The organism is Pseudomonas sp. WAC2, from assembly GCF_030403525.1.
GTDB classification, from domain to species: Bacteria; Pseudomonadota; Gammaproteobacteria; order Pseudomonadales; family Pseudomonadaceae; genus Chryseomonas; species Chryseomonas luteola.
The window spans coordinates 327,202-347,894 of sequence record NZ_JAUEPD010000004.1; the positions used below are offsets into that span (position 1 = coordinate 327,202).

17 protein-coding genes and 1 pseudogene are annotated in these 20,693 nt (G+C 53.6%); 11 read left to right on the forward strand and 7 right to left on the reverse strand.

Translation table 11 applies throughout. From position 1 onward, the window contains the following. Positions 1-5: 5 nt before the first annotated feature. The 5 genes and pseudogenes from QWJ10_RS11070 to QWJ10_RS11090 all read left to right on the forward strand — a co-directional run bounded on the left by QWJ10_RS11070 (position 6) and on the right by QWJ10_RS11090 (position 4,658). The gene (locus tag QWJ10_RS11070; RefSeq protein ID WP_289926277.1) at positions 6-806 is read left to right on the forward strand and encodes a sulfite exporter TauE/SafE family protein; all 801 of its coding nucleotides are present in this window, start codon (positions 6-8) and stop codon (positions 804-806) included. Between the two features lie 262 nt (positions 807-1,068). Continuing rightward, on the forward strand, positions 1,069-1,341 hold the full coding sequence (locus tag QWJ10_RS11075; protein WP_125889528.1) for a DUF2790 domain-containing protein: 273 nt from the start codon (positions 1,069-1,071) through the stop codon (positions 1,339-1,341). A 369-nt stretch (positions 1,342-1,710) separates the two neighbouring features. After that, a pseudogene (locus tag QWJ10_RS11080) lies at positions 1,711-3,122 on the forward strand (aromatic acid/H+ symport family MFS transporter). A gap of 210 nt (positions 3,123-3,332) precedes the next feature. Next, entirely contained in the window at positions 3,333-4,136 is an 804-nt protein-coding gene (gene dkgB, locus QWJ10_RS11085; RefSeq protein WP_150346146.1) for a 2,5-didehydrogluconate reductase DkgB, read from the forward strand. 102 nt (positions 4,137-4,238) lie between these two features. After that, positions 4,239-4,658 carry an SRPBCC family protein gene (locus QWJ10_RS11090; RefSeq protein ID WP_289926281.1) on the forward strand — a complete coding sequence of 140 codons (420 nt, stop codon included), beginning with the start codon at positions 4,239-4,241 and terminating at the stop codon, positions 4,656-4,658. 90 nt (positions 4,659-4,748) lie between these two features. On the opposite strand, the gene QWJ10_RS11095 is transcribed toward QWJ10_RS11090, so the two are convergent. Together QWJ10_RS11095 and QWJ10_RS11100 are read right to left on the reverse strand one after the other, a co-directional pair. Continuing rightward, positions 4,749-6,071, reverse strand: a complete 1,323-nt coding sequence (locus QWJ10_RS11095; protein WP_289926282.1) for an APC family permease — start codon at positions 6,069-6,071, stop codon at positions 4,749-4,751. A gap of 103 nt (positions 6,072-6,174) precedes the next feature. Then, complete coding sequence (locus tag QWJ10_RS11100) at positions 6,175-6,987, reverse strand: carbon-nitrogen hydrolase family protein (RefSeq protein ID WP_289926284.1); 813 nt, start codon at positions 6,985-6,987, stop codon at positions 6,175-6,177. Between the two features lie 107 nt (positions 6,988-7,094). On the opposite strand from QWJ10_RS11100, the gene QWJ10_RS11105 reads away from it, so the two are divergent. Both QWJ10_RS11105 and QWJ10_RS11110 read left to right on the forward strand, forming a co-directional pair. Beyond that, the gene (locus QWJ10_RS11105; RefSeq protein WP_289926286.1) at positions 7,095-7,868 is read left to right on the forward strand and encodes a LuxR C-terminal-related transcriptional regulator; all 774 of its coding nucleotides are present in this window, start codon (positions 7,095-7,097) and stop codon (positions 7,866-7,868) included. Between the two features lie 527 nt (positions 7,869-8,395). After that, positions 8,396-9,181, forward strand: a complete 786-nt coding sequence (locus QWJ10_RS11110) for a hypothetical protein (RefSeq protein ID WP_289926287.1) — start codon at positions 8,396-8,398, stop codon at positions 9,179-9,181. Between the two features lie 3 nt (positions 9,182-9,184). Here QWJ10_RS11110 and QWJ10_RS11115 read toward each other — a convergent pair whose 3' ends face one another. The 3 genes from QWJ10_RS11115 to QWJ10_RS11125 form a co-directional block, all read right to left on the reverse strand. Then, entirely contained in the window at positions 9,185-10,324 is a 1,140-nt protein-coding gene (locus QWJ10_RS11115; protein ID WP_289926289.1) for an AAA family ATPase, read from the reverse strand. A gap of 16 nt (positions 10,325-10,340) precedes the next feature. Then, complete coding sequence (locus tag QWJ10_RS11120; RefSeq protein WP_289926292.1) at positions 10,341-11,198, reverse strand: RNA ligase family protein; 858 nt, start codon at positions 11,196-11,198, stop codon at positions 10,341-10,343. Between the two features lie 269 nt (positions 11,199-11,467). Then, entirely contained in the window at positions 11,468-13,864 is a 2,397-nt protein-coding gene (locus QWJ10_RS11125) for a glycoside hydrolase family 5 protein (protein WP_289926293.1), read from the reverse strand. Positions 13,865-14,661: 797 nt separating this feature from the next. Here QWJ10_RS11125 and QWJ10_RS11130 point away from each other — a divergent pair. Together QWJ10_RS11130 and mapR are read left to right on the forward strand one after the other, a co-directional pair. Then, complete coding sequence (locus QWJ10_RS11130; RefSeq protein WP_019366217.1) at positions 14,662-14,784, forward strand: hypothetical protein; 123 nt, start codon at positions 14,662-14,664, stop codon at positions 14,782-14,784. 126 nt (positions 14,785-14,910) lie between these two features. Further along, positions 14,911-16,320, forward strand: coding sequence for a GntR family transcriptional regulator MpaR (gene mapR, locus QWJ10_RS11135; protein WP_289926298.1), 1,410 nt, complete (start codon positions 14,911-14,913; stop codon positions 16,318-16,320). Between the two features lie 29 nt (positions 16,321-16,349). On the opposite strand, the gene QWJ10_RS11140 is transcribed toward mapR, so the two are convergent. Continuing rightward, the gene (locus QWJ10_RS11140; RefSeq protein WP_289926299.1) at positions 16,350-16,715 is read right to left on the reverse strand and encodes a hypothetical protein; all 366 of its coding nucleotides are present in this window, start codon (positions 16,713-16,715) and stop codon (positions 16,350-16,352) included. A gap of 31 nt (positions 16,716-16,746) precedes the next feature. Next, on the reverse strand, positions 16,747-17,835 hold the full coding sequence (locus QWJ10_RS11145; protein ID WP_289926301.1) for an NAD(P)-dependent alcohol dehydrogenase: 1,089 nt from the start codon (positions 17,833-17,835) through the stop codon (positions 16,747-16,749). A 399-nt stretch (positions 17,836-18,234) separates the two neighbouring features. On the opposite strand from QWJ10_RS11145, the gene QWJ10_RS11150 reads away from it, so the two are divergent. Next, positions 18,235-20,181: a type VI secretion system tip protein VgrG gene (locus QWJ10_RS11150; RefSeq protein ID WP_197871648.1), complete on the forward strand. Its 1,947-nt coding sequence runs from the start codon at positions 18,235-18,237 to the stop codon at positions 20,179-20,181. A 20-nt stretch (positions 20,182-20,201) separates the two neighbouring features. Further along, entirely contained in the window at positions 20,202-20,642 is a 441-nt protein-coding gene (locus QWJ10_RS11155; RefSeq protein ID WP_289926304.1) for a DUF1795 domain-containing protein, read from the forward strand. Positions 20,643-20,693: the final 51 nt, after the last annotated feature.

The following is a 20,693-nucleotide window of genomic DNA, read 5'->3' on the forward strand; positions in this document are numbered from 1 at the left end:
GCTTCGTGCTGCTAGCCTCTCTTCTCGGAATCGGTATTGGCCTTGTGTTAGGCCTGACAGGCGCAGGTGGAGGTATCCTGGCGATCCCGGCATTGACGCTTGGGCTGGGCTGGGCCCTCTCTCAGGCTGCGCCCGTTGCGCTGCTTGCAATCGGCACCGCGGCGACCCTGGGTGCGGTGGACGGGCTGCGCAAAGGTCTGGTGCGATATCGGGCAGCGCTACTCATGGCCGCGTTGGGACTGTGCTTTTCGCCCCTTGGAAGCCAGCTGGCGCATCACTTGCCCAATCGTACCCTCATGCTTTGCTTCTGCCTGATCATGTTGTTTGTTGCCATCCGCATGCTGCTTCAGAGCCGGGCTACGGTAGATCAAGCCTGTACGACTCACGGCCCGCTTCAAAAGAATTGCATGCTGGATCCAACGACCGGACGCCTGCATTGGAATGGCCGATGCCTGGCTACGCTTTCGATCATCGGAAGCCTGTCGGGCCTGTTGACCGGTATGCTCGGTGTGGGGGGCGGCTTTCTGATCGTCCCGGCCTTGCGCCAATGCAGCGATATCCGCATGCAGGGCATCGTGGCCACTTCGCTGATGATGGTGGCGCTGATTTCCCTGGGTACCGCAGCCGGTGCGCTTTATCGCGGCGTCACGCTTGGCTTGCAGGCAGAGCTTTTCATAGGTGCCACGCTTGTAGGCATGCTTGCCGGGCGCCTGCTGTGCAAGCATTTATCGGCCCACCTCTTGCAGCGGTCGTTTGCGGTGCTTTGCCTGGGTGTCTGCGTTTACCTGTTCATGACTGTTTTCTAATCAGCTCCGATTAATCTGATCCTTTAGCCGCAAGAGAGGATTCAATCGATCAAACTGATCTGGGTTTCAGACAGACCCTTACTACCGTAAGACCACGGGAGCGCTTAGTACAGCAGACGACTATCTTAGCCTGCACACTTCCACGCTTCACCCATCATTGATAGCAATAGTTGGCACCAGTAGGATCGATTTCACGCATAGTAGGTGCGTGCGATTCAATGACCTCATCGAAACCAACCACCCCATCGAAGAGGTCATTATCATGAAATACGCCATTGCTACTGCCCTGCTTGCCTCAGCTTTCGCTACCGGCGCGTTTGCTGCAGATTCCCGTTCGGCACAAGACAACCTTCCGGTGGAACAGTACCACTACGGCATGAAGATTGATGTCGCCAAAGTCATTTCGATCGAAAAGGCCGACACGAACGACCTCAACAATGCCGAACCTGCCACCATGGTGTATCAGGATCATCAAGGCAACGTGCATAAATTGCAGTACCTGGAAAGCGTTGAACGGCAAAATACGAATGGTTGATACGACTAGTACAAAGCCCCGGCCACGCGGGGCTTTGAGACTTGGCCTGCACCAGCAGCACTCCCTGCTCCCGACTAAGCGCAACGTCCCTATCACACCTCCAGAGCAGATTTCCAGGCGGCTCTGACCTCTCGATCCGGCCATCGGACATCCGATGCTCATCCGCATGGCCTAGCGCTGCGCCCCTTCTGAACACACCGCAGCACGATCAACTTGACAGGCCTCCCCACCACACCAAAGATTACACAGAACGTAATCGATTTACGATTTCGACTGATATTTTGATTGATCTCCAGAACTGCCTTTCTCTGACCGCTAGTTGATCCGCGCCCATTTTGCCTGCACAAATAAAAACAAAAGGTATTGGCAATGCAGAACCAAATAACCAGCTTTCGCGATGCTCTCGATTCACATCCCGTATCACGCTATCAATGGCAGATACTGGCACTGCTGGCGCTCTTGCTCATCAGTGACGGTTATGACGCTCAGCTACTGGGCTACGTAGTGCCATCTATCGCCCAGGAGTGGGGACTAGAGAAATCGGCCTTTGGACCGGTCTTCAGTGCAAACCTGATCGGCCTGACCGTTGGCTCTCTGCTCGTTACACCACTTGCGGACCGCGTAGGTATCCGGCGAGTGCTCATGAGCTGCGTTCTGCTGTATGCCTGTCTTACCTTCGTCACCGTCTATATCGACTCGTTGCAGGGCCTGGCGATACTGCGCTTTTTTTGTGGCCTGGGGATGGGCGGCGCTATGCCCAGCGCAATGGCACTGATGTCGGACTACTCACCACCCAGGTTGCGTACCCTAATGGTCACATTGGCCGCCTGTGGGTTCTCGTTTGGCGGCGCAGCGGGCGGCTTCGTAGCAGTGGCGTTCATGGATCGTTTCGGCTGGCATGCCGTATTCGTCATAGGAAGTGTAGCCCCGCTGCTGCTCTTACCTTTCCTGCTCATGCTGCTACCTGAGTCTCTGCCACGTCTGCTAGGGATGCCCCGCCCTACGCCCGGCTGACCGCTGTCACGTCCCGCATGGTTGCCGGCTGGCAGCCGCCAGCACCAACCGTTGACAGTCAACAGGAGCCTGCCTCTGCCATAGCCGTGGTGGATCTCTTTCGCAACGGATACGCGAGACCTACCCTGTTTCTCTGGGCGACGTTTTTTGTCAGCCTGATCCTGCTGTATTTCATGATCAGCTGGTTGCCCTCTCTCCTTCAGGAAAGCGGTATGCAGCGAAACTCGGCAAACCTTGCCACGTCGATGTTTTTGTTTGCCGGTACATTGGGTGCCATGCTCCTGGCATACTTCATGGACCGGGTGGCCAGCAAGGTTCGCTTGCTGAGCTGTATACTGGCGGGCGCAGCCGCATTTACCGTGCTGCTTGGGCTGACACATCAGTATCAGGCCCTGCTGTTGGTATTCGTATTTGCCGCAGGCTTTTGCACCATAGGCGGTCAACTGACCTTGAATGCCTTCGCAAGCAATTTCTACCCCGCGCAGGTACGCGCAACTGGCGCAGGTTGGGCGCTGGGCATTGGCCGCTTTGGCTCGATTCTCGGGCCTCTCCTGGGTAGTCTGCTGCTCGGCCTGCATTTGCCAGCCCAAACCATCATTGTGCTGGCTGCTATTCCGGCTATCCTGGCCGCCCTGCTGATTCTCAACGTTAAAACTCCCTCACACAACGCGACGCCCATTAGGCAACATGACCATGGTTCCTCACACGGGCCCATCCAGCGCTCCAGTGATCAACCGCCGGCGCTCAAAGGCGAGGCGCCTCTGTAATCGATCACCTCAAGGTTCCGCTGGGGCAGACGACCAACGTCCTGCCCCGCCGGACTTCAGAAAGGCCTTCTCCCCTCAATCCTTGAGTAAAAATCAAAAGTATTCTGAGAATTAAGGGCTTATTCAGATGATATCAACCGATCACACTGAGCTCCGAACCTTTTGCCTGGGACGCAGCCGTGTTCCTCTAATCCTTTCGGAGAGCCCGTTATGAGTATTCCTTCCTTTGGCCTTGGTACCTTCCGTCTCACAGGACAGACCGTCATCAACTCGGTACGCCACGCTCTTGACTTGGGCTATCGTGCAATCGATACCGCACAGATCTACAACAACGAAGCAGACATTGGGCAAGCGATTGCCGAAAGCGGTATCGCACGCGACCAACTCTTTATCACGACGAAAATCTGGGTAGACCACTACGCCAAGGACAAACTGATTCCCAGCCTGCAGGAAAGCCTGAAAAAACTCCGGACCGACTTCGTGGATCTGACGTTGATCCACTGGCCCGCACCGGGTAATGGTGTGGGGCTACCCGAATTTATGGAAGCATTGGCCCAGGCGCAGCACCAGGGCCTGACACGCCAGATCGGTATCTCCAACTTCAACATCGAACTGACCCGACAAGCCATCGACATTGTTGGTACGGATGCCATTGCGACCAACCAGATTGAGCTTAGCCCTTATCTGCAGAACCGTAAGCTTGTTCAATATTTGCAGGAGCAGAATATTCCAGTGACCTCCTATATGACTCTGGCCTACGGGAAGGTACTCAAGGACCCTGTCATTAATGCCATTGCCCATAAGCATCAGGCAACCCCAGCGCAGGTTACCCTCGCTTGGGCATTACAGCTGGGATATGCAGTCATCCCTTCCTCGACCAAGTTAGAGAATTTGGCCAGCAATCTGTTAGCCCAAGAGCTGCGTCTGGATCAGGAGGACATGGCAAAAATCGCCTTACTTGAGCGAAACGCTCGTGAGGTCAGCCCTGAAGGGCTCGCACCCGCTTGGGATTAATCACCTGTATGACCGTAACGTACGGTACTCTTCGAATGCCGTTCTATTGTCTTCAGGCCGTATGCTGGCCTGCCCTGTTTCTTTCATGCAAGGAGAATCGCTGTGACCAACGCCTATGCTTCGATCGAGATCGATGTGGATGCTGATCAGATATGGCAACTTATGGGAGGCTTCGGCTCCCTGCCTGACTGGCTGCCGTTTGTACTCGAAAGTCAGCTGAGTGAAGGGGGTCGGGTCCGACATCTGAAGGATATCGAAGGTAACGTCATCATTGAGCGGCTGTTAAGCTTTAACGAGGCCGAAAAAAGCTACCGCTACACCATCATCGAAGGACCTGCCCCGATCAAGGACTACGACTCTACGCTGCGTGTACTCACGGATGTATCAGGAAAGAGCGCCAAGGTTGAATGGTTCTGTACCTTTACAGCGACCCATATCAGCCAGGCGGAGGCTGAAAGTCTATTCACGCAGTTCTACCAAGATGGGCTGACGGCGCTCAAGCAGGCAGTCGAGGCTCGGTAGCCGCTTGAAAACATAAAAGCAACGATACGCCTGCTTTTGCAACCTCACGGCGGCCCTTCGAGGCCTGCCGTGATAAACCTGAACGGCCCGCTACTCCGCTTCGCTGAACTGCATTTCCGGCGGCGGAGTACGAAACCCGTGCGTGAGTTTGCCTAGGTAGATAACTCCGAGTGCGAGCCAGCTCAACCCTAATAGAATGGCCATCGAGTCCAGGCTGATCATGAGGTAGAGATCTGCGCTGAGCCCCAGCAACGGGCAGATGAGAAACAACAGGATTTGACGTATACCACGCTGAGTCGCACCAAGATAAAAGTGAAAGATTACTGCAAGGTTCACCAGGCTGAACGCTAGAAATGCGCCGAAGTTGATGAACGAGGTCGATGTCGCTACATCCAGCTTCAATGCCAGTAACGCAACAACGCCACACAGGGCGAGATTGTTGACTGGCGTACCGAAGCGCCTTGAAAGCTGACCGAAAAACGACTGGGGAAGCACACCGTCACGGCCCATGGCAAACAGTAGCCGTGAGACGCTGGCCTGCGCAGCCATACCAGACGTGAACTGCCCCACAATCAGCCCCATCAGAAACAGCGAAACAAAGATATCGCCGCCAATGTTACGGGCAATCTCATAAGCTGCAGAGTCGACATTGGCGAACGCCATGCCTGGGTGTACCCGCTGGACCCAATAAGATGCCAGGATAAACACCAGTCCGCCGACTAGAGTAACCAGCAGGATTGCCTTGGGTATCGTACGCTCCGCATTCCGGGTTTCCTCCGTCAGGGTACTTACGGCATCGAATCCAAGAAACGAATAGCAGGCTATTGCCGCGCCGCTCATGACCAGCGGCCACTGCAAATGACCGTCCGTAAACGGTGCCAGCGTGAACAACGGCTCGCCAGAGCCCTGTACATAATGGATGCACAGCACCACAAAGGCAGCCAGTACCAGGAATTGAACCAGCATCAAGGCTGTATTAATCGTACTGGCGAGCTTGAGCCCCACTACGTTGATCACCGTAGTAAGTGCGATGAAGCCCAATACCCAAACCGCTTGAGGGATAGCGGGAAATGCGGAACTCAGGTAAGCAGCCCCAATCAGCCAGATCGCCATAGGCAGAAACAGGTAGTCCAGAAGAACCGCCCAGCCGGCGATAAAGCCCAGCTTGGGGCTTATAGCCTTGCGTACATAGGTATACGCGGAACCTGAAACTGGAAACGCCGCCGCCATGCGACCATAACTGATGGCGGTAAACAACATGGCAACCAGCGCTACCAGGTAGGCGGAAGGCACATGCCCACCTGTGCTCTGGGCAAGAATTCCAAACGTGCCGAGCACAATGATGGGCGTCATGTAGGCGATGCCGAACAGCATCACCGCCCCTAACGAAAGGGTGCGTTGCAGATGGGCCATGAACAACTCCGTATAGTGATTGTTGGTACCGCGCTTACGCGGTCGGGTGTTGTGGCAGTGCTGAATCAGCAAAAAAGATAATTGTTGTTATACGTTTATTGGCCTAGATAATAAGTTCGCGAATCCCTCCCGGTTGCTCGATCAGCTCCCCCGGCAAACTCAGGCGACGGTCATCGAGATACCGATAATCCTTGCGCACCGCCTGAAGCTGGCTCAGGTCCAGCGATGCGCTCAAGTGCGCCTCTTCCCGACCGGCCTCGACCAGCATGTTTCCAAAGGGATCGACTACCGCACTGCCTCCTGCAAAGGTCAGGTCGCCATCGCCTTCACCCACGCGGTTCACCATCACGGCAAACGCCTGATTTTCGATTGCGCGGGCCATGATCGCGGCTCGGTGTACAGGCCCATAAGGGTCCATGTTGCCGTTGGTTACGATAATGAGCTGTGCACCCAGTTGCGCCAGCGCGCGGGCGGTTTCGGGAAACTCGATGTCATAGCAGATCAGCAGACCGACCCGAACACCGTTCCACAGACAGGTCGCAAAGCGGTCACCAGGCGATAGCACTCCCTGATCCGACGACCACAAGTGCGTCTTCCGGTAACGCAGCGCAATCTCATCCGGGGTAATCAGAAGCGTGGTGTTGTAATAACGCCCGCCATCCGCTTCAGCAAAGCCGATGGCGACCGAGACCTGTCTGGCATGCGCAGCCTGACGAACCCGACTAATCGATGGGCCATTAATGGGCTCGGCGACATCTGCCACGTTTTCATGGGTTGGAAAACCGCTGAGGTGCGTTTCTGGAAACACAATAAGCTGTGTATCCGGTGCACAGGCTTCGATAGCCGCCAATGCTGTTTGCAGGTTGTAAGCCTTGTCGCCATCACGGCCAGCCACCTGGGCCAGTTCAATCTTCATGAATGCTCCTTGATACATCAGCCGTACCGAACACATTGGTTTGGCAGTATGGTGCCCGCGGTTTGGCATGATAATCACGCCGGTGGGTTAACCCTTTTGAGGTAGGCATGGGTATGGAACTAAAGGATATCGCCTGGCATCAGTCGGTTGGTCAACTGATTGATGCGCTCGATGCGCCCAACTTCTGGATCAGGCTGGTACGATTACTGGCGCGCTATCTGCCCTTCGACAGCTGGGTAGCACTGCTTTTCAGTGCTGGCAGGCCCGTTGTACTGGCAGAAAGTCCGACCAGTGATGGCGGACCTGATCCGCTGTTTCAGGACTACATCAACGGCCTGTATCTTCTGGACCCATTCTACATCGCCTCTCGTGAGCGAGCCCACAATGGCCTGGTTCGGCTTGACGACGTCGCACCCGAATGTTTTGAGCAAACCGATTATTATCGCCTCTACTTCCGACTGAACGTGGTCGCTGACGAAATCCAGATCAACTGCCAGATCGATGCTGATCAGACGCTTTGCCTGTCCCTTGGCTCGCGCCAGCGTTTCAAACCTGACCAGATAGCCCTGCTCGGTCTGATTCAACCCTGGATAATGGGTCTCATGCGTCAGCGCCTACGCTTCGAACAAGGCGCCACTACGCCATCTGTTCCAGCGTGGCAACACCGGCTGGAGACAACCAGCCAACGCAGCGAAATGCCGTTGACCACCCGTGAGATGGACGTTGCACGTCTAGTACTGAGTGGCTGCTCCGGCAAGGAAATTGCGCGGAAGCTGGATATTTCTGTCGAGACCGTCAAGGTCCATCGAAAACACATCTATACCAAGCTCAACATCAAATCCCAATCCGAGCTGTTCGCGGTGTTCTTTCAAATCAACTGATGTATACCGGCTGGGTAGCTACCGTGCTGGTAATGCTGAGCCTCATTAACAACCGACAGGAATTACGACAGACGTCGTAATTCTGGAGACCTGTACGTATTCTCCACCCAAGGTTACTCCCAGGCAGAATTGCTAATGATATATGCCCTCGGCGCTTTTAACCGCCGAAGTCGTATCAGCCTGAATAGAGTTTTTGCAGAGGGTATTAGGGGTCAATAAACGTAAGCAGGAGGATTGATTGTACTCAGCCGAGCACGTGACCGGCTCGTTTCGCCCTGCTCCGGTCTGCTTCAATCAACGGTGTGCCAAAGGGCTCTGGCATGCCTCAGACAGCTCACTCTTTTTTCTATTTATTTTCCTCAAGAAAACCAACGCTATACCGATAGCCTTCTAATGAAAGCCTCCAACTGGCAAACCATGAGGCGCCAGGAAGGCACTGCACCCGGGTTGAAGTTTCCGGGCGCACATTCTCATTAGAGGCATTCAGGTCTTGGAAAGGCCTGCTCGAACAGAAGGTATAACGACACATGTCCACCTCAGCACTGGCGCTGATGTTTGTCAGCTGCATTCTTTTATTTTTATTCATGGCCTATGTGGACCAGGTTGCAGACCGTTATCAATTGGATAAGGCTCGTCTGCGGGCAGACCTGAATGACCGGATTTACCGTATCGGCACCTTGTCGGAAACCTTTCCAGCCCAGTTCATGACACCTGAACTCAAACAGCTTCTGGTCAGACTAGAACTCAACCTTATTCAGCGCATCGGCCGCTTGGAAAAATCTACCGAAGCCCTGACGGAGCGCGAGTCCCTCCTGCAGGAGCAGGAAAAACTCGGCCTGGACATTTCGATCGAGAATCAACCATGCCCTTTGTCGAGCGAGGCGGCCTTCAAAGAGGTGAGCTTTCAGCTGGAAACCCTTAATAGTCAGATTCACCGCGCCGTACAGGATGGTCTGCTTACCAAGGCGGATGCTTCCGGCTGGTTCAAGTCAGTCAGATATTGGCTTGCGCTCAGCAATATCGAAATGTTCGATAACATGGCCACCCAAGCGCTTGAGTCAGACCAGCCCCGCCTGGCAAAGCGCGCTTATGAACGTGGCCTTCAATATATCCGCAACCAATCTGATCAAATGGCGTTTCAAGCCCAGCGCGAAGCTTTTGAGAGCGGTATAGAGACCGCTGAGAATGCCATCGAGAAACAGACCCAGGCCGAACAGCAACTCAAGGCGCCTCCTGTTGAAGAAAAGGCACCTGAGCCTGAAGAGGGCAGCGAATGGAAAAAGAAGCCACTCTACGACAAGAGCGAGGTGTGAGCGTTAGGCCAGATACTCGACGCAGTCCGCCTCGCTCGGCAGCGGTACTTCCCACCGGTAGAGCATCCGCTGGATATCCTGATTTCGCAGTGACGTGTTTCGCCTGGCGTTACGCTGAAGAATGACCCGCTCCGGCTGCTCAAGATAAACGATTCGTATTGAGGCGTTGTATTGGTAGAGCAAATCCAGGGTCTTCTTGCGCATTTGGCCGGACAGATGCGTTGCGTTCCAGACAAAAGCTTCTTTTTTGCGTAACAGCGCCTTGGCGGTATCCACCGCATAATGAGCGACGGCCCCTTCGTTCTTGCCATGGGCAAGCCCCAGTGCGTCCCGTGCATCATCGTAAGAAACGACCGGCAGCCCTGGCAGGTTTTCTGCGACCCATGTGTTCTTGCCACTGGCAGGCAGACCCGCCATGACTACCACATCGGAGCCCTCCTGCTCCCGATAATGACTGAACGCCGGATGAATACGGGCTCCGCGAAAATAGCTCATCCGCGTGTAATCATCAGGAAAAGCCTTGGCTGAATACAGGCAGCTTTCTTCCTCCGCCAGCTGTTGAAACAACACGATATCATCCAGTACGTGCTGCTTGTTCGGGTAGATACGCCCTTCCATATCCGCGATAGCCATAGCGATCAACATCCAGAGTGGTAGCTCCCAGGACAGGCGATGCGCCAGAAACTCTGGAGAATGTCCTGAGCGATCACCGCTCAACGCCCAGAACGGCACCTGATGCACACTGATGATTCGGCAAATGGTTTCTCGTAATAAAAACGGAACGCCGGCCCTCCAAAGCAGTAGACGAACATCTATCGATCCGCGTCGTGAATGTCCTGGCTGCCCAATGCGACCCGTGGTGGGATCAATGACGGTAGTATCCGGCTTGGCAATATCGTGCAGAAGCGCCGCATAAAAGAGTACGAAGCGCTCCTCAGCAGAAGCACGTTTGTACGCACCTCCGTTTACCATGGCCTCGACTACCATGCACGTGTGGGTCCAGACATCACCCTCCCCATGGTAGGCGGGCTCCTGCGGTGTACTAGCCAATCGAGCCAGTACCGGTATCGCGTCTATGCACCCAGTAAAATCCGGCTGCTGGCCCGGTGCAACGACCAGGTGTTCAAGTGTTTGAAAATCCATATCCTGTTTCTCCTTGTTATTGTCTGTTCAGACTTTCCCACGTTACAGCAGGTACTGGCGCGTAGAGATCAACGTCAGGCGCAAGCTCATTGGGAACATAGGGCTGACGTAGATGATGCTCATTGGCATCCAGAATCGTTTGTACAAAATCCGGACGTACCCATTTCATCCGTGCAACGGTTTCAGAGGCTGTCTCGACCTTGATGTAAAGGCCTTCCATCAGGTCGGAGTCATCACATTGAGACCAGGCCTTGCTCACATCCAGCCCTTCGCGCCGCACCGTATGCTCAAAACGCTCTTTCCACTGATCAGTTCGTGCCCAGGACTTTCCAACCAGTGCCAGTAGGTCCTTGAGCCTTACCGGGGCAATCCCTTCATACAACACAGGCACCGAAAGAACAGGCCCACCAAGTAACAACCTACGACGTTCAGCGGTGGACAGGAAAAGTTGCCTGCGGCGATCCCAGATATCGAATTCGAAAAAGACTCCGGGCAGTCGGTCATAGAACACCGAATGTTTTTTGCTCATCACCTCGCCGAACATCACATAGCGATCCTCGAGGCGTTCGAGCAGGAACAATTCATGGACGCGTGCCCATTGCTTGAACAGATTGAACTGTTTTTCACGTGAGCCGCCGATGAGGTAATGCCCACGCGACTGAAGCAAAAGCTCTGCTCTGGAGGAAAAGCTGATAGCCGCGTTAGCACCGTCGAGCTTTTCCTCCACGACGATGAATTGATCCTTTAAAGTGCAAAGCTTTACCTGATCATGGCCGCTATCACCTTCTTGTAGGCGCGACGACTCCAGGTGGGGTGTTCTCGGGTACTTGAATAATTCATGTAATTGCGCATAGACGCGCGGGTCGAGAGTCATGGTCTTCTCCAATCAAACAGGGAAAACCGACAACGCTCAGGAACGATAGATGACAGCTACGCGCAGACCAACCGCTTACCGGGACCGTTGTCGGATCAGATGTAAAGGTTGATGCAGGGCACTGGCTTCACCACTTTAGAAAGGAGGGTTAAACGAAGGGCGCGAATTAAGCCTTACTCCCGCCCGTGCTGTCAAACCGGAATCGATCATTCGCGACGTACATCAAACCTCATAAAAAGCCGCCCGAAGGCGGCTTTTCCGTCATGGCGTTACTTAGCGGGTCCTACTGCCGTACAGCTGTTAGAACTCTGTACATACTTTTGCAGCGTGGCCCACTGAGGACGATCCTGGCCATTCAAGGGTTCTACTGAAAGCTTGTAGCTACCCCAGCCCGGACCAGCCGCCCAGTACGTGGCAGGAATACAGTTCTGCTGGAGGTATGAGAGCAGATTATCCATCAGTGGCAGCCAGCGAGCATCGTCACCTGGCACGCCAAATTCAGCGATATAGCCCTTCTTCCCGTTCTTTTTCAGCCAATCCACGAAAGGCTTTGCACGATTGACGCCCAGCATCGCGTTGAGCTGGCTGGTATCTTCCGGGCTATAAGTACCGCTGCCGTCCTTGTCCAGATAGACGTGCGCTGCAAAGATGATGTTATTGGCCGAGTCCTTGAGGCTGAGCAGACTGTCATTGTAATAGGGCCATAGCGATGCATTGGACCAGGCATTGCCTTCAATGATGACCGGATGGATATGATCGACCGTTCGTACACCGTCAATTCCAGACTGGGCAGCCTTTAGCCAGTAATTATCCATGCCATAGGGTTTGGCCATGATGTCATACCCATATAAGGCAGGATGACTGGCCCAACGGTAGGCGACTCGGTACATCAGGTCCCAGAAGTGCGTATAGGTGACTTGCCCTGCCCCAATGATGTTCCCGTTGTACCGACCGTTATTATGAACATCCAGGATAACCTTGATGTTGTATTTCTGAGCCAAGTTCATGGTCGTCTGAATCAGGCCAACCTGCTTAGGATCCAGCATGTTACTGAGCTTGGGCTGCAAACGCTCCCACAGGATCGGAAAGCGGATCAGCCGGATACCTTTCTGACTCCATTGCTTGAAGTCAGCCTCCGTAGGGTAGACATAATTCACCCCGTTCGTACCCGGCACTACATTGGGCGCGAACGCTGCGCCCGACAGGTTAAGCCCGACCAGATCGACTGCATTGCGAGGCGTAACCGGCGTGACGGCTCCAGCTGAGCCGCCTGTACCGGTGGCGGGCTTCGAGGCTGAACTACCGCTACCGGAAGAGCCTGTAGAAGGCGTTGCAGAACCAGCGGTGCCTGTTGCCGGCTTGGCAGTGTTGGCTGTACCGTTGGCTGGGCCAGGTGTAGTACCCGTAGCGGTTCCAGCATTGCTACCCGTCGAGCCGGACGCATTGCCTGAGCCTGTAGAACTGCCAGAAGCTGCCGAGCCTGAGGAGGAGCCTGTAGAACCACCCGCCGTAGCGGAGCCAGTGCCATTACCTGACGTCCCACCCGTACCGGTAGAGGGTGTTGAAGCGCTGGAGCCGGAAGATGCCGTGTTGCCAGGAGAGGTTGTAGTGCCCGATCCGGTATTGCTTGCACCGCCGGAGGCAGGATTCGAGGCGCTGACAGGACCTATAGTGGTACAACTGGTATTGTTGATGTACTTCTTGAGTGTCGGCCATTGTGGGCGGTCTTTGCCATTGACCGGCTCAACCGACATGAAATAATTGCCCCAGCCCGGGCCAGCGGCCCAATAGGTCGCGGGCATGCAGTTCTGCTTCAGGTAGGCCAGCATGTTGTCCATCATGGCATACCAGCGCGGGTCGTTATCGGGCACACCAAACTCGCCGATATATCCTTTCTTGCCGTTCTTCTTCAGCCACTCAACAAACGGCTTGACCCGCTCAACGCCATACATGGGATCGAGTTTACTGACGTCAATGGATTCGTAACTACCGCCTGCATTGTTATCAAAGTAGGTGTGCGCAGAAAAGATAATGTTATTTGATGGATCCTTGAGGTCGAGTAACGCTTCGTTCCACTGCTCCCAACGAGTAGCCTCAGCCCACCCGTTGCCTTCGACGATAATGGGCCGAACCGTATCCACTGAACGTACGCCATTAATGCCGTATTGGGCGGCTGTGTTCCAATAGTTTAGCGCGCCATTTGGCTCGTTCATGATGTCATAGGCGTAAAGCGACTTCTGGCTGCTCCAACGTTGAGCGATCTTTGCCATAATTTCCTGGTAACGCACGTAAGGCACACCGCTCGTGCCGATGACCTGTCCGCGGTAGCGTGCGTAGTTGTGCAGGTCCAGGATGATTTTTACACCGTGCTTTTCGGCATAACCGAATGTACGGTCGATCAGCTCCACATAGGTGGTGTCCAGCGCTCCACCAAGTGTTGGCTGCAGACGCTCCCAGATGATTGGGAAGCGCACCAGCTTGATTCCCCTCGCGCTCCATTGCTCGAAGTACGATTCTGTCGGAAAGATATAGTTGGTTCCGTTGATGCCTGGCAGAACCTGCGCTGCAAAACCGGCTCCAGACAAATTCAGCCCCACCAGATCGACCGAGGCAACGGCAGTTGATGATGCCAGCAGTGCGGCCAAGGGAAGTGCGCACTGTTTCATTACTTTTAACGCCAGACTACGGGAACGCCTGCTTGAGCTTTTCATGAATTCCCCAATAAAACCAAAAGTGTCTTTTCTGAAATGCGCACTTAACGGCCGAGCGTTAAAGCCCGATCAAGACTGTTATCGTTTTAGTGTCCAGGCAGAACCAACTACCTTGCTTGGCGACCGTGGGTGGCTGTATGGCTGGGGAATTGAGAAAAGCATGCCACTGAGAAACTGGCACGATCAATATCAAAATGACATTATTGTCTTTTGTTTTGATTATATAAATTGTTTAAAAACAAAGACTTATATTTATTCTTAAGCCCCACCGCTATTTTCTTTGTGAAACAGTCGTTTTAAATAGCCTGGTAGTAGCACTTATTATTTTTAATCGAGTTCACATAATTTATGGCTGAAGAGAGCATTTCTAAAAATTCATAAAAATTTGCTTTTATACCGAGCATGAAACAGTTGACAAAATTCCAATAAACAAGCGTAACGGTTTGTGACCAGCAGTGACGTTTTTTGTCACGCCATCACTCTGGCAATAATTAATCTCCCGGATGAGGTTAATCGCCCGAAACTGAAGCTCATGTTGCGCTAGATCAACTCTACAAGCACGCCCGTACCAGACATTATCAACTTGGCATCTGATCCGCTTTTTTATCGATAATCTGAATCTGTTTAGTATTGATCTTACGCTCTACTGTAGCCACATGAGCACGATGGCGTACTGCCGAGACAGAAACATCTATTCGCTACCCTGCTCGAGATCCATTCCACTCTTTCCTGCTATTCCGAGAGGTTCAACCATGGGCGATGTATTCTTCATGTCACTGTTCGGTTTCCTGGCCTTCATTCTGTTGGGATGGGGATTTTACGCAGGCGTGCAGCTGAACAAGGCCCGCGAGGACGTACAGAAGAATGACCGCTAAGGTGTATAGGCTGCTTTTTGAACCTGGCGCTACATGTACAACGCCGCCCTGAATGTCAATTGAGCATGAGCGACTGTCTCTGCGATTACAGTACGGGTATCGACGACCAGCGCCATAGCGGAAAATATGAAACGTTACGAGCGACTTGCAGACGAGATTGCACACCTGATTCGAACCGGCGTATTGAAGTCTGGTGAGAAGGTCCCCTCAGTACGCCATGCCAGTCGCACCTATGCTGTCAGCCCATCGACTGTATTTCAGGCTTATTATCTGCTTGAAGACCGAGGACTGATCATTGCTCGCGCCCGCTCCGGCTATTATGTGCGCGAGCATGTCAAACGCTACCTCAACGAGCCTGAAATCACCGGCCACAAGGCCGAAACCACGGATGTGGATGTTAGCGAGCTGGTGTTTTCTATCCTGAACTCCATCAAGGATCCGGCAACCATTCCGTTTGGATCTGCCTTTCCCAGCCCACAGCTATTCCCCCTTCCCCGCCTTGCTCGCAGCATGGCACATGCACTAAAGCAGTTTTCAACCCAGGCAGCCATTGCAGACATGTCAGAAGGCAGTGCTGATCTGCGTCGTCAAATAGCCCTGCGCTACATGGTCAGTGGTGTCCGTCTTCCTCTTGAGGAGCTGGTTATTACCAACGGCGCCATGGAGGCCTTGAATCTGTGCCTGCAAAGCACGACGAGGCCGGGCGATCTGGTTGCCATAGAGGCGCCCGCTTTTTATGCAACGCTTCAGGTCTTGGAGCGGCTCCAGTTGAAGGCTGTCGAAATTCCGGTCCACCCCCGCGAAGGCGTTGATCTTGATGTCCTGAAGCACAGCCTCACCCATCTCCCCATCAAGGCGTGCTGGCTGATGAGCAGCTTGCAAAACCCTCTGGGCGCCAGCATGAGTCTTGAGAAAAAGCAGGCGTTGTATGCCCTCATCAAACATCATCAGGTTCCCTTGATAGAAGATGATGTCTACGCCGAACTCAGCTTTTCCAACCAGCCGTCACGCGCGGTCAAAAGCTTTGATGACGAAGGCCTGGTCATGCATTGCGGCTCATTCTCAAAATGCCTAGCGCCGGGTTATCGTGTGGGCTGGGTCGCCGCTGGACGCTTCGCGGAGACGATTGATCGTCTCAAGCTCATGACCACGATTTCTCCTTCAGTACCTGCAGTGGCGGCAATCGCCGATTATCTACAACATGGCGGATATGACAGGCACCTGCGCAAGCTGCGCCACACGCTGGAAACCCAACAAAATGCAATGCTGGCCTCCGCTGCCCGTCATTTTCCGAACGAAACCCGGGTAACTCGCCCTACCGGCGGATATTTTTTATGGTTTGAGTTTCCAGAACAGGTCGACACACTTCAACTGTTCCACATGGCTATTGCACAAGGCATTAGCCTTGCCCCTGGCCCTATTTTCTCGGCCAGCCGACGGTTTGGAAATTGTGCACGATTGAACTATGGTCACCCCTGGACGCTTAAAAGTGAAAAGGCAATGGAATTGCTAGGCCGCATGATGGGTACGTTCTGAAGCATTAACGCCCAGAACGTCCCCAGGCCTCATCGAGCAGCAGCTGTCTCTGACCAGCTCAGATTCCCTTCGATGGTTTGATTACCGATCCGTACATTCTCGAACTTCATGCCGCTTACGTTTTCGAGTACCAAAGGCGTCTTGGCCGAAGCGATATGCACGTTCCGCAACGTAACATTGCGCAAGGGCTGCTCTTTGCTGGCATGAGCCTCAAAAGCAGTCCCCACCTGATTGGCTTCGATGTTTTCAAACACAATATCGCGGTAGGCAGATGGATGCCCCCCAAGCCCACCCGGATAATTCAGCAGAAACCAGAACAGATTATCGAACGACTCCACCGTCATATCACACCCAGCCTGCTGCAACTGAAAGCCCAACTGCAGCAGGCTGGACAAGTCGTGCGTCAATAAGGTAACTGGCCAGGCGCTAATTCCATTTCAGGACAGCCTTAACCGTCAGACCCTGTTTTGAGTCTTCAAACGCTTGGTTAATGTCCTTGAAATCATAAAACCTGACTAGCCTGTCGAACGGAAAGCGCCCCGCCTTGTAGTACTCGATCAGCTTGGGAATAAAGAGGCGTGGCACGGCATCACCTTCAATCACACCCATCATGGTCTTTCCTTCCGCCATGATCTCGTTATGAACATCAATGGTCATTTCGGGGGTTACGCCTACAATCGCCGCTTGCCCTAATGGCCGCAGCGCCTGCAGGCATTGGCGAACAACCGGCGGAACCCCTGTAGTTTCAACCGCGTGGTGCGTACCACCCAAAGAGGCAGCCTTGATTTCCCTGACCACATCAACCTGACTACCGTTGAACACATGCGTAGCACCAAGCTCCTTGGCTAGCTGAAGACGGCTATCATGCACATCGACCGCAAAAATCTGAGCACACCCTGCAATCTTTGCTGCCATGATCGCGCTCAACCCCACAGCACCACAGCCGTAAACGGCAAGGCTATCCCCAAACCCAGGGCGAAGGCGGTTAAATACCGTTCCGCTCCCCGTCTGAATACCGCAACCCAGCGGCCCTAATAACGCGAGGTCTACTTCCTTATCGACCTTGACGACATTACGTGCGCTGGCAATCACGTAGGTGCCAAAGGATGATTGACCAAAAAAGGAAGAGAGCTCGGTATCTCCCTGGCGAAGCCGACAGGTATGGTCCTCCATGCGGCCGCCAAAATTGAGATCGTTAAAGACCCTGCACACCGTAGGATGCCCGGTCAGGCAATTTTCGCATTTACCACAGTGCGCAAACGACAGAACCACATGATCGCCTATCTCCAGATCACTAACATTACGGCCTACCTGCTCGACAATGCCCGCGCCCTCATGACCAAGCACTACGGGATAGGGCGAAAGCCCTAAGTCACGGGCAACCGCATCAGTATGGCAAACACCTGTCGCAACAATCCGAATCAACACTTCGTTAGCAGCCGGCTCAGACAGGGTAACCCTCTCAAGGCTAAAGGGCTGTCCTTTGGAATGAGTAACCGCGGCCATTATTTCCATTGTAAGGCTCCTGATAAAGTCGCTGCGCAAGAATGCGCGTGAGGGATGAGAAACATACTCGCAGGTGACAGCTTATGCCTCCTATCGATGAAACTTAATCAGCATAACTATCAGACTTTTCAGGGCCTGTCTTGCTTGGCTTAGGTCCTTCCACAAGCGCAACACCAAGGCAGCTTAAGCCTTAACTAGAAACCTATAAGAACTGGTTCGTATTTTTAAACAACACCTACCGTTCTCATACCTACTGCGCAAGATTCTGCCAGCGTCTTTCGTTTAGCCTGCCGGTAAATCCCCACCGCCTATACCGTGTATGGGGAGCCACTTATGCATCTCCAGAAAAGCGACACGCTGCCCGCCTGGACATGCCTTGTATACCGAGCAGGAAGCAGAGGAACGAGGATGTTCTCCCCAGCCAATGAGACCCAGTTCACGCTTGAGATTCCGGGTATTTCCCATGATTTTCAGGTGCTGGAATTTGCAGGGCGTGAAGGATTGAATAGCGGCTTTCGGTTCGATATTGAACTGATCAGCGAAAAGCCTGACTTTGATCTTGAATCGCTGCTTAATCAGCCTGCCTTCCTAGCCCTGGAGCAGACCGGTACAGGGTTCAATGGCCTGATTCACAGTGCCGAACAAGGCGAGTCCGGCAAGCGTATGACGCGCTACCGTGTCACGCTCGTGCCGCGTGTCCACTATCTTTGCCATCGGCATAACCAGCGTATCTTCCAGCACCTTAACGTGCCCGATATCATCGCCACCGTTCTGAAAGAACATGGCGTTCTTTCCAATGCCTTTCGCTTTCAGTTGGGCTCAGCCTATCCCGAGCGTGAATACTGTGTTCAGTACGATGAGACTGATCTGCATTTCATCAATCGGCTTTGTGAAGAAGAAGGTATTCATTACCACTTTGAGCATACCCAGACTGAACACATTATGGTCTTTGGTGATGATCAGACTTGCTTCCCCAAGCTGAACCCTGCGCTCTTCCAACAGGACACGGGGCTGGTTGCGGATCACCAGGTCATACGGAAATTTGCAGTTCAGGTTGAAACACGGGCATCCAAGGTTAGCCGCCGGGACTACAACTTTGAAAAGCCCAAGCTCACCATGGAAGCGTCTCACACTGGCGAGGCTGTGCCAGAGCTGGAAGATTATGACTACCCTGGCGCCTTCATGGACCGCGCCCGTGGCAAGCAGCTAAGTCAGCGCACCCTGGAACGTCATCGCTCGGATTACCAGATCGCTCGCGGTAAAAGTGACCTGCCAACACTTGTTTCCGGCCACTTCATGCCCTTGACCGAGCACCCACGCAGTGAGTGGAATGACTTGTGGCTACTCACCGGGCTGACACACGAAGGCAAACAACCCCAAGTATTAGAAGAATCCATATCCTCGCATGTAGATGACAAGGATGGCTTCCAGCAGGGCTATCGCAACTTCTTTACGGCAGTGCCCTGGGACACGATCTTCAGACCAGCCCTGAAGCACCCTAAGTCAAAAATCCTGGGTAGCCAGACCGCAATTGTCACCGGCCCGGCTGGAGAAGAAATCTACTGCGATCAATACGGTCGCGTCCGCGTGGAATTCCATTGGGATCGATTGGACCAGATGAACGAGCACAGCAGTTGCTGGCTGCGTGTTGCCAGCAACTGGGCCCATGAAGGCTATGGGGCCGTCACGATTCCCCGAATCGGAATGGAAGTACTGGTGACCTTTCTAGAAGGTGACCCAGACCAGCCGCTCATTACAGGCTGCCTGCATCACGCCGCAAATCTGGTGCCGTACAACCTGCCCGCCAACAAGAGCCGGACAGTCTTCAAGACCAGAAGCACTCCTGGCGGCAACGGTTTCAATGAGCTGCGAATCGAAGATAAAGCCGGTGCGGAGCAGATCTACGTACACGGTCAGCGCGACATGGACATTGAAGTGGGCAATTGTGAAACCCACTCCGTAGGGGTTGACCGCACCAAAACCATTGGTCAGGACGAAACGGCAGTCATTGGTCAGAACCGCATGCGTATCGTCAAGGTAGATGACCAGCTGCTGGTAGGCGGTTCGAAGGTGGATAGCGTCAGCTCAACGTATCTCATTGAGGCAGGTGAAGGTATTCGCCTTGTTTGTGGCGAAAGCGTCATTGAGCTTCGTGCAGACGGTCAGGTCAACCTGTCCTGCGTTGAGTTCAATATTACTGCCAGCGGCAACGGGCAAATCAATACTACCGGCGGAAAGCTCGACATCAACATGCCAGACGGCAAATCAGCAACCGAGCCTTTTGGCGAAGGCGTCAAGAAAACCATAGATGCCAATGTTGACGCCGTGTTCAACACCTCTGGCCAGCCCTCTTAAAGGTAGAAAGGATTCAATACATGAAATATCAGATTCAGGAAGGCCGCTTCCTTGTGCCCGATGGCTTCGCAGACCGGACTGTCAATATATTTGCTTTGGGAGGGGTACCAAGCTCCTTCACGTTCAGTATCTCCCGAGATGCCTTACACCCAGGCGAGACGCTACCTGAATACATTGACCGGCAAGTAGGAATGCTGTCGGCACGGCTACGCAAGTTCAAGCTTGTGCATAGGCAAGAGGCCGTACTGTCAGAGACCCAACCCGTGAACGGTATACAAATCGACTCACATTATCAGAACGATGGGCGCCTTATTTATCAACGACAGGCAGCCTTTTTGATGAAAGACGAGCGAATTCTTGTGATTTCTGCCACCAGCCAGTCCGCGTTTGACACCTACCACAATAATACCTGGAGTTCGATCCTTTCGACGTTTGAGTTGGCGTCGGAGGATCTTTCCTAATCGCATCATTGATGCATTAACGCAGGCAAGCGTTCCGTTGCTAAACAGACA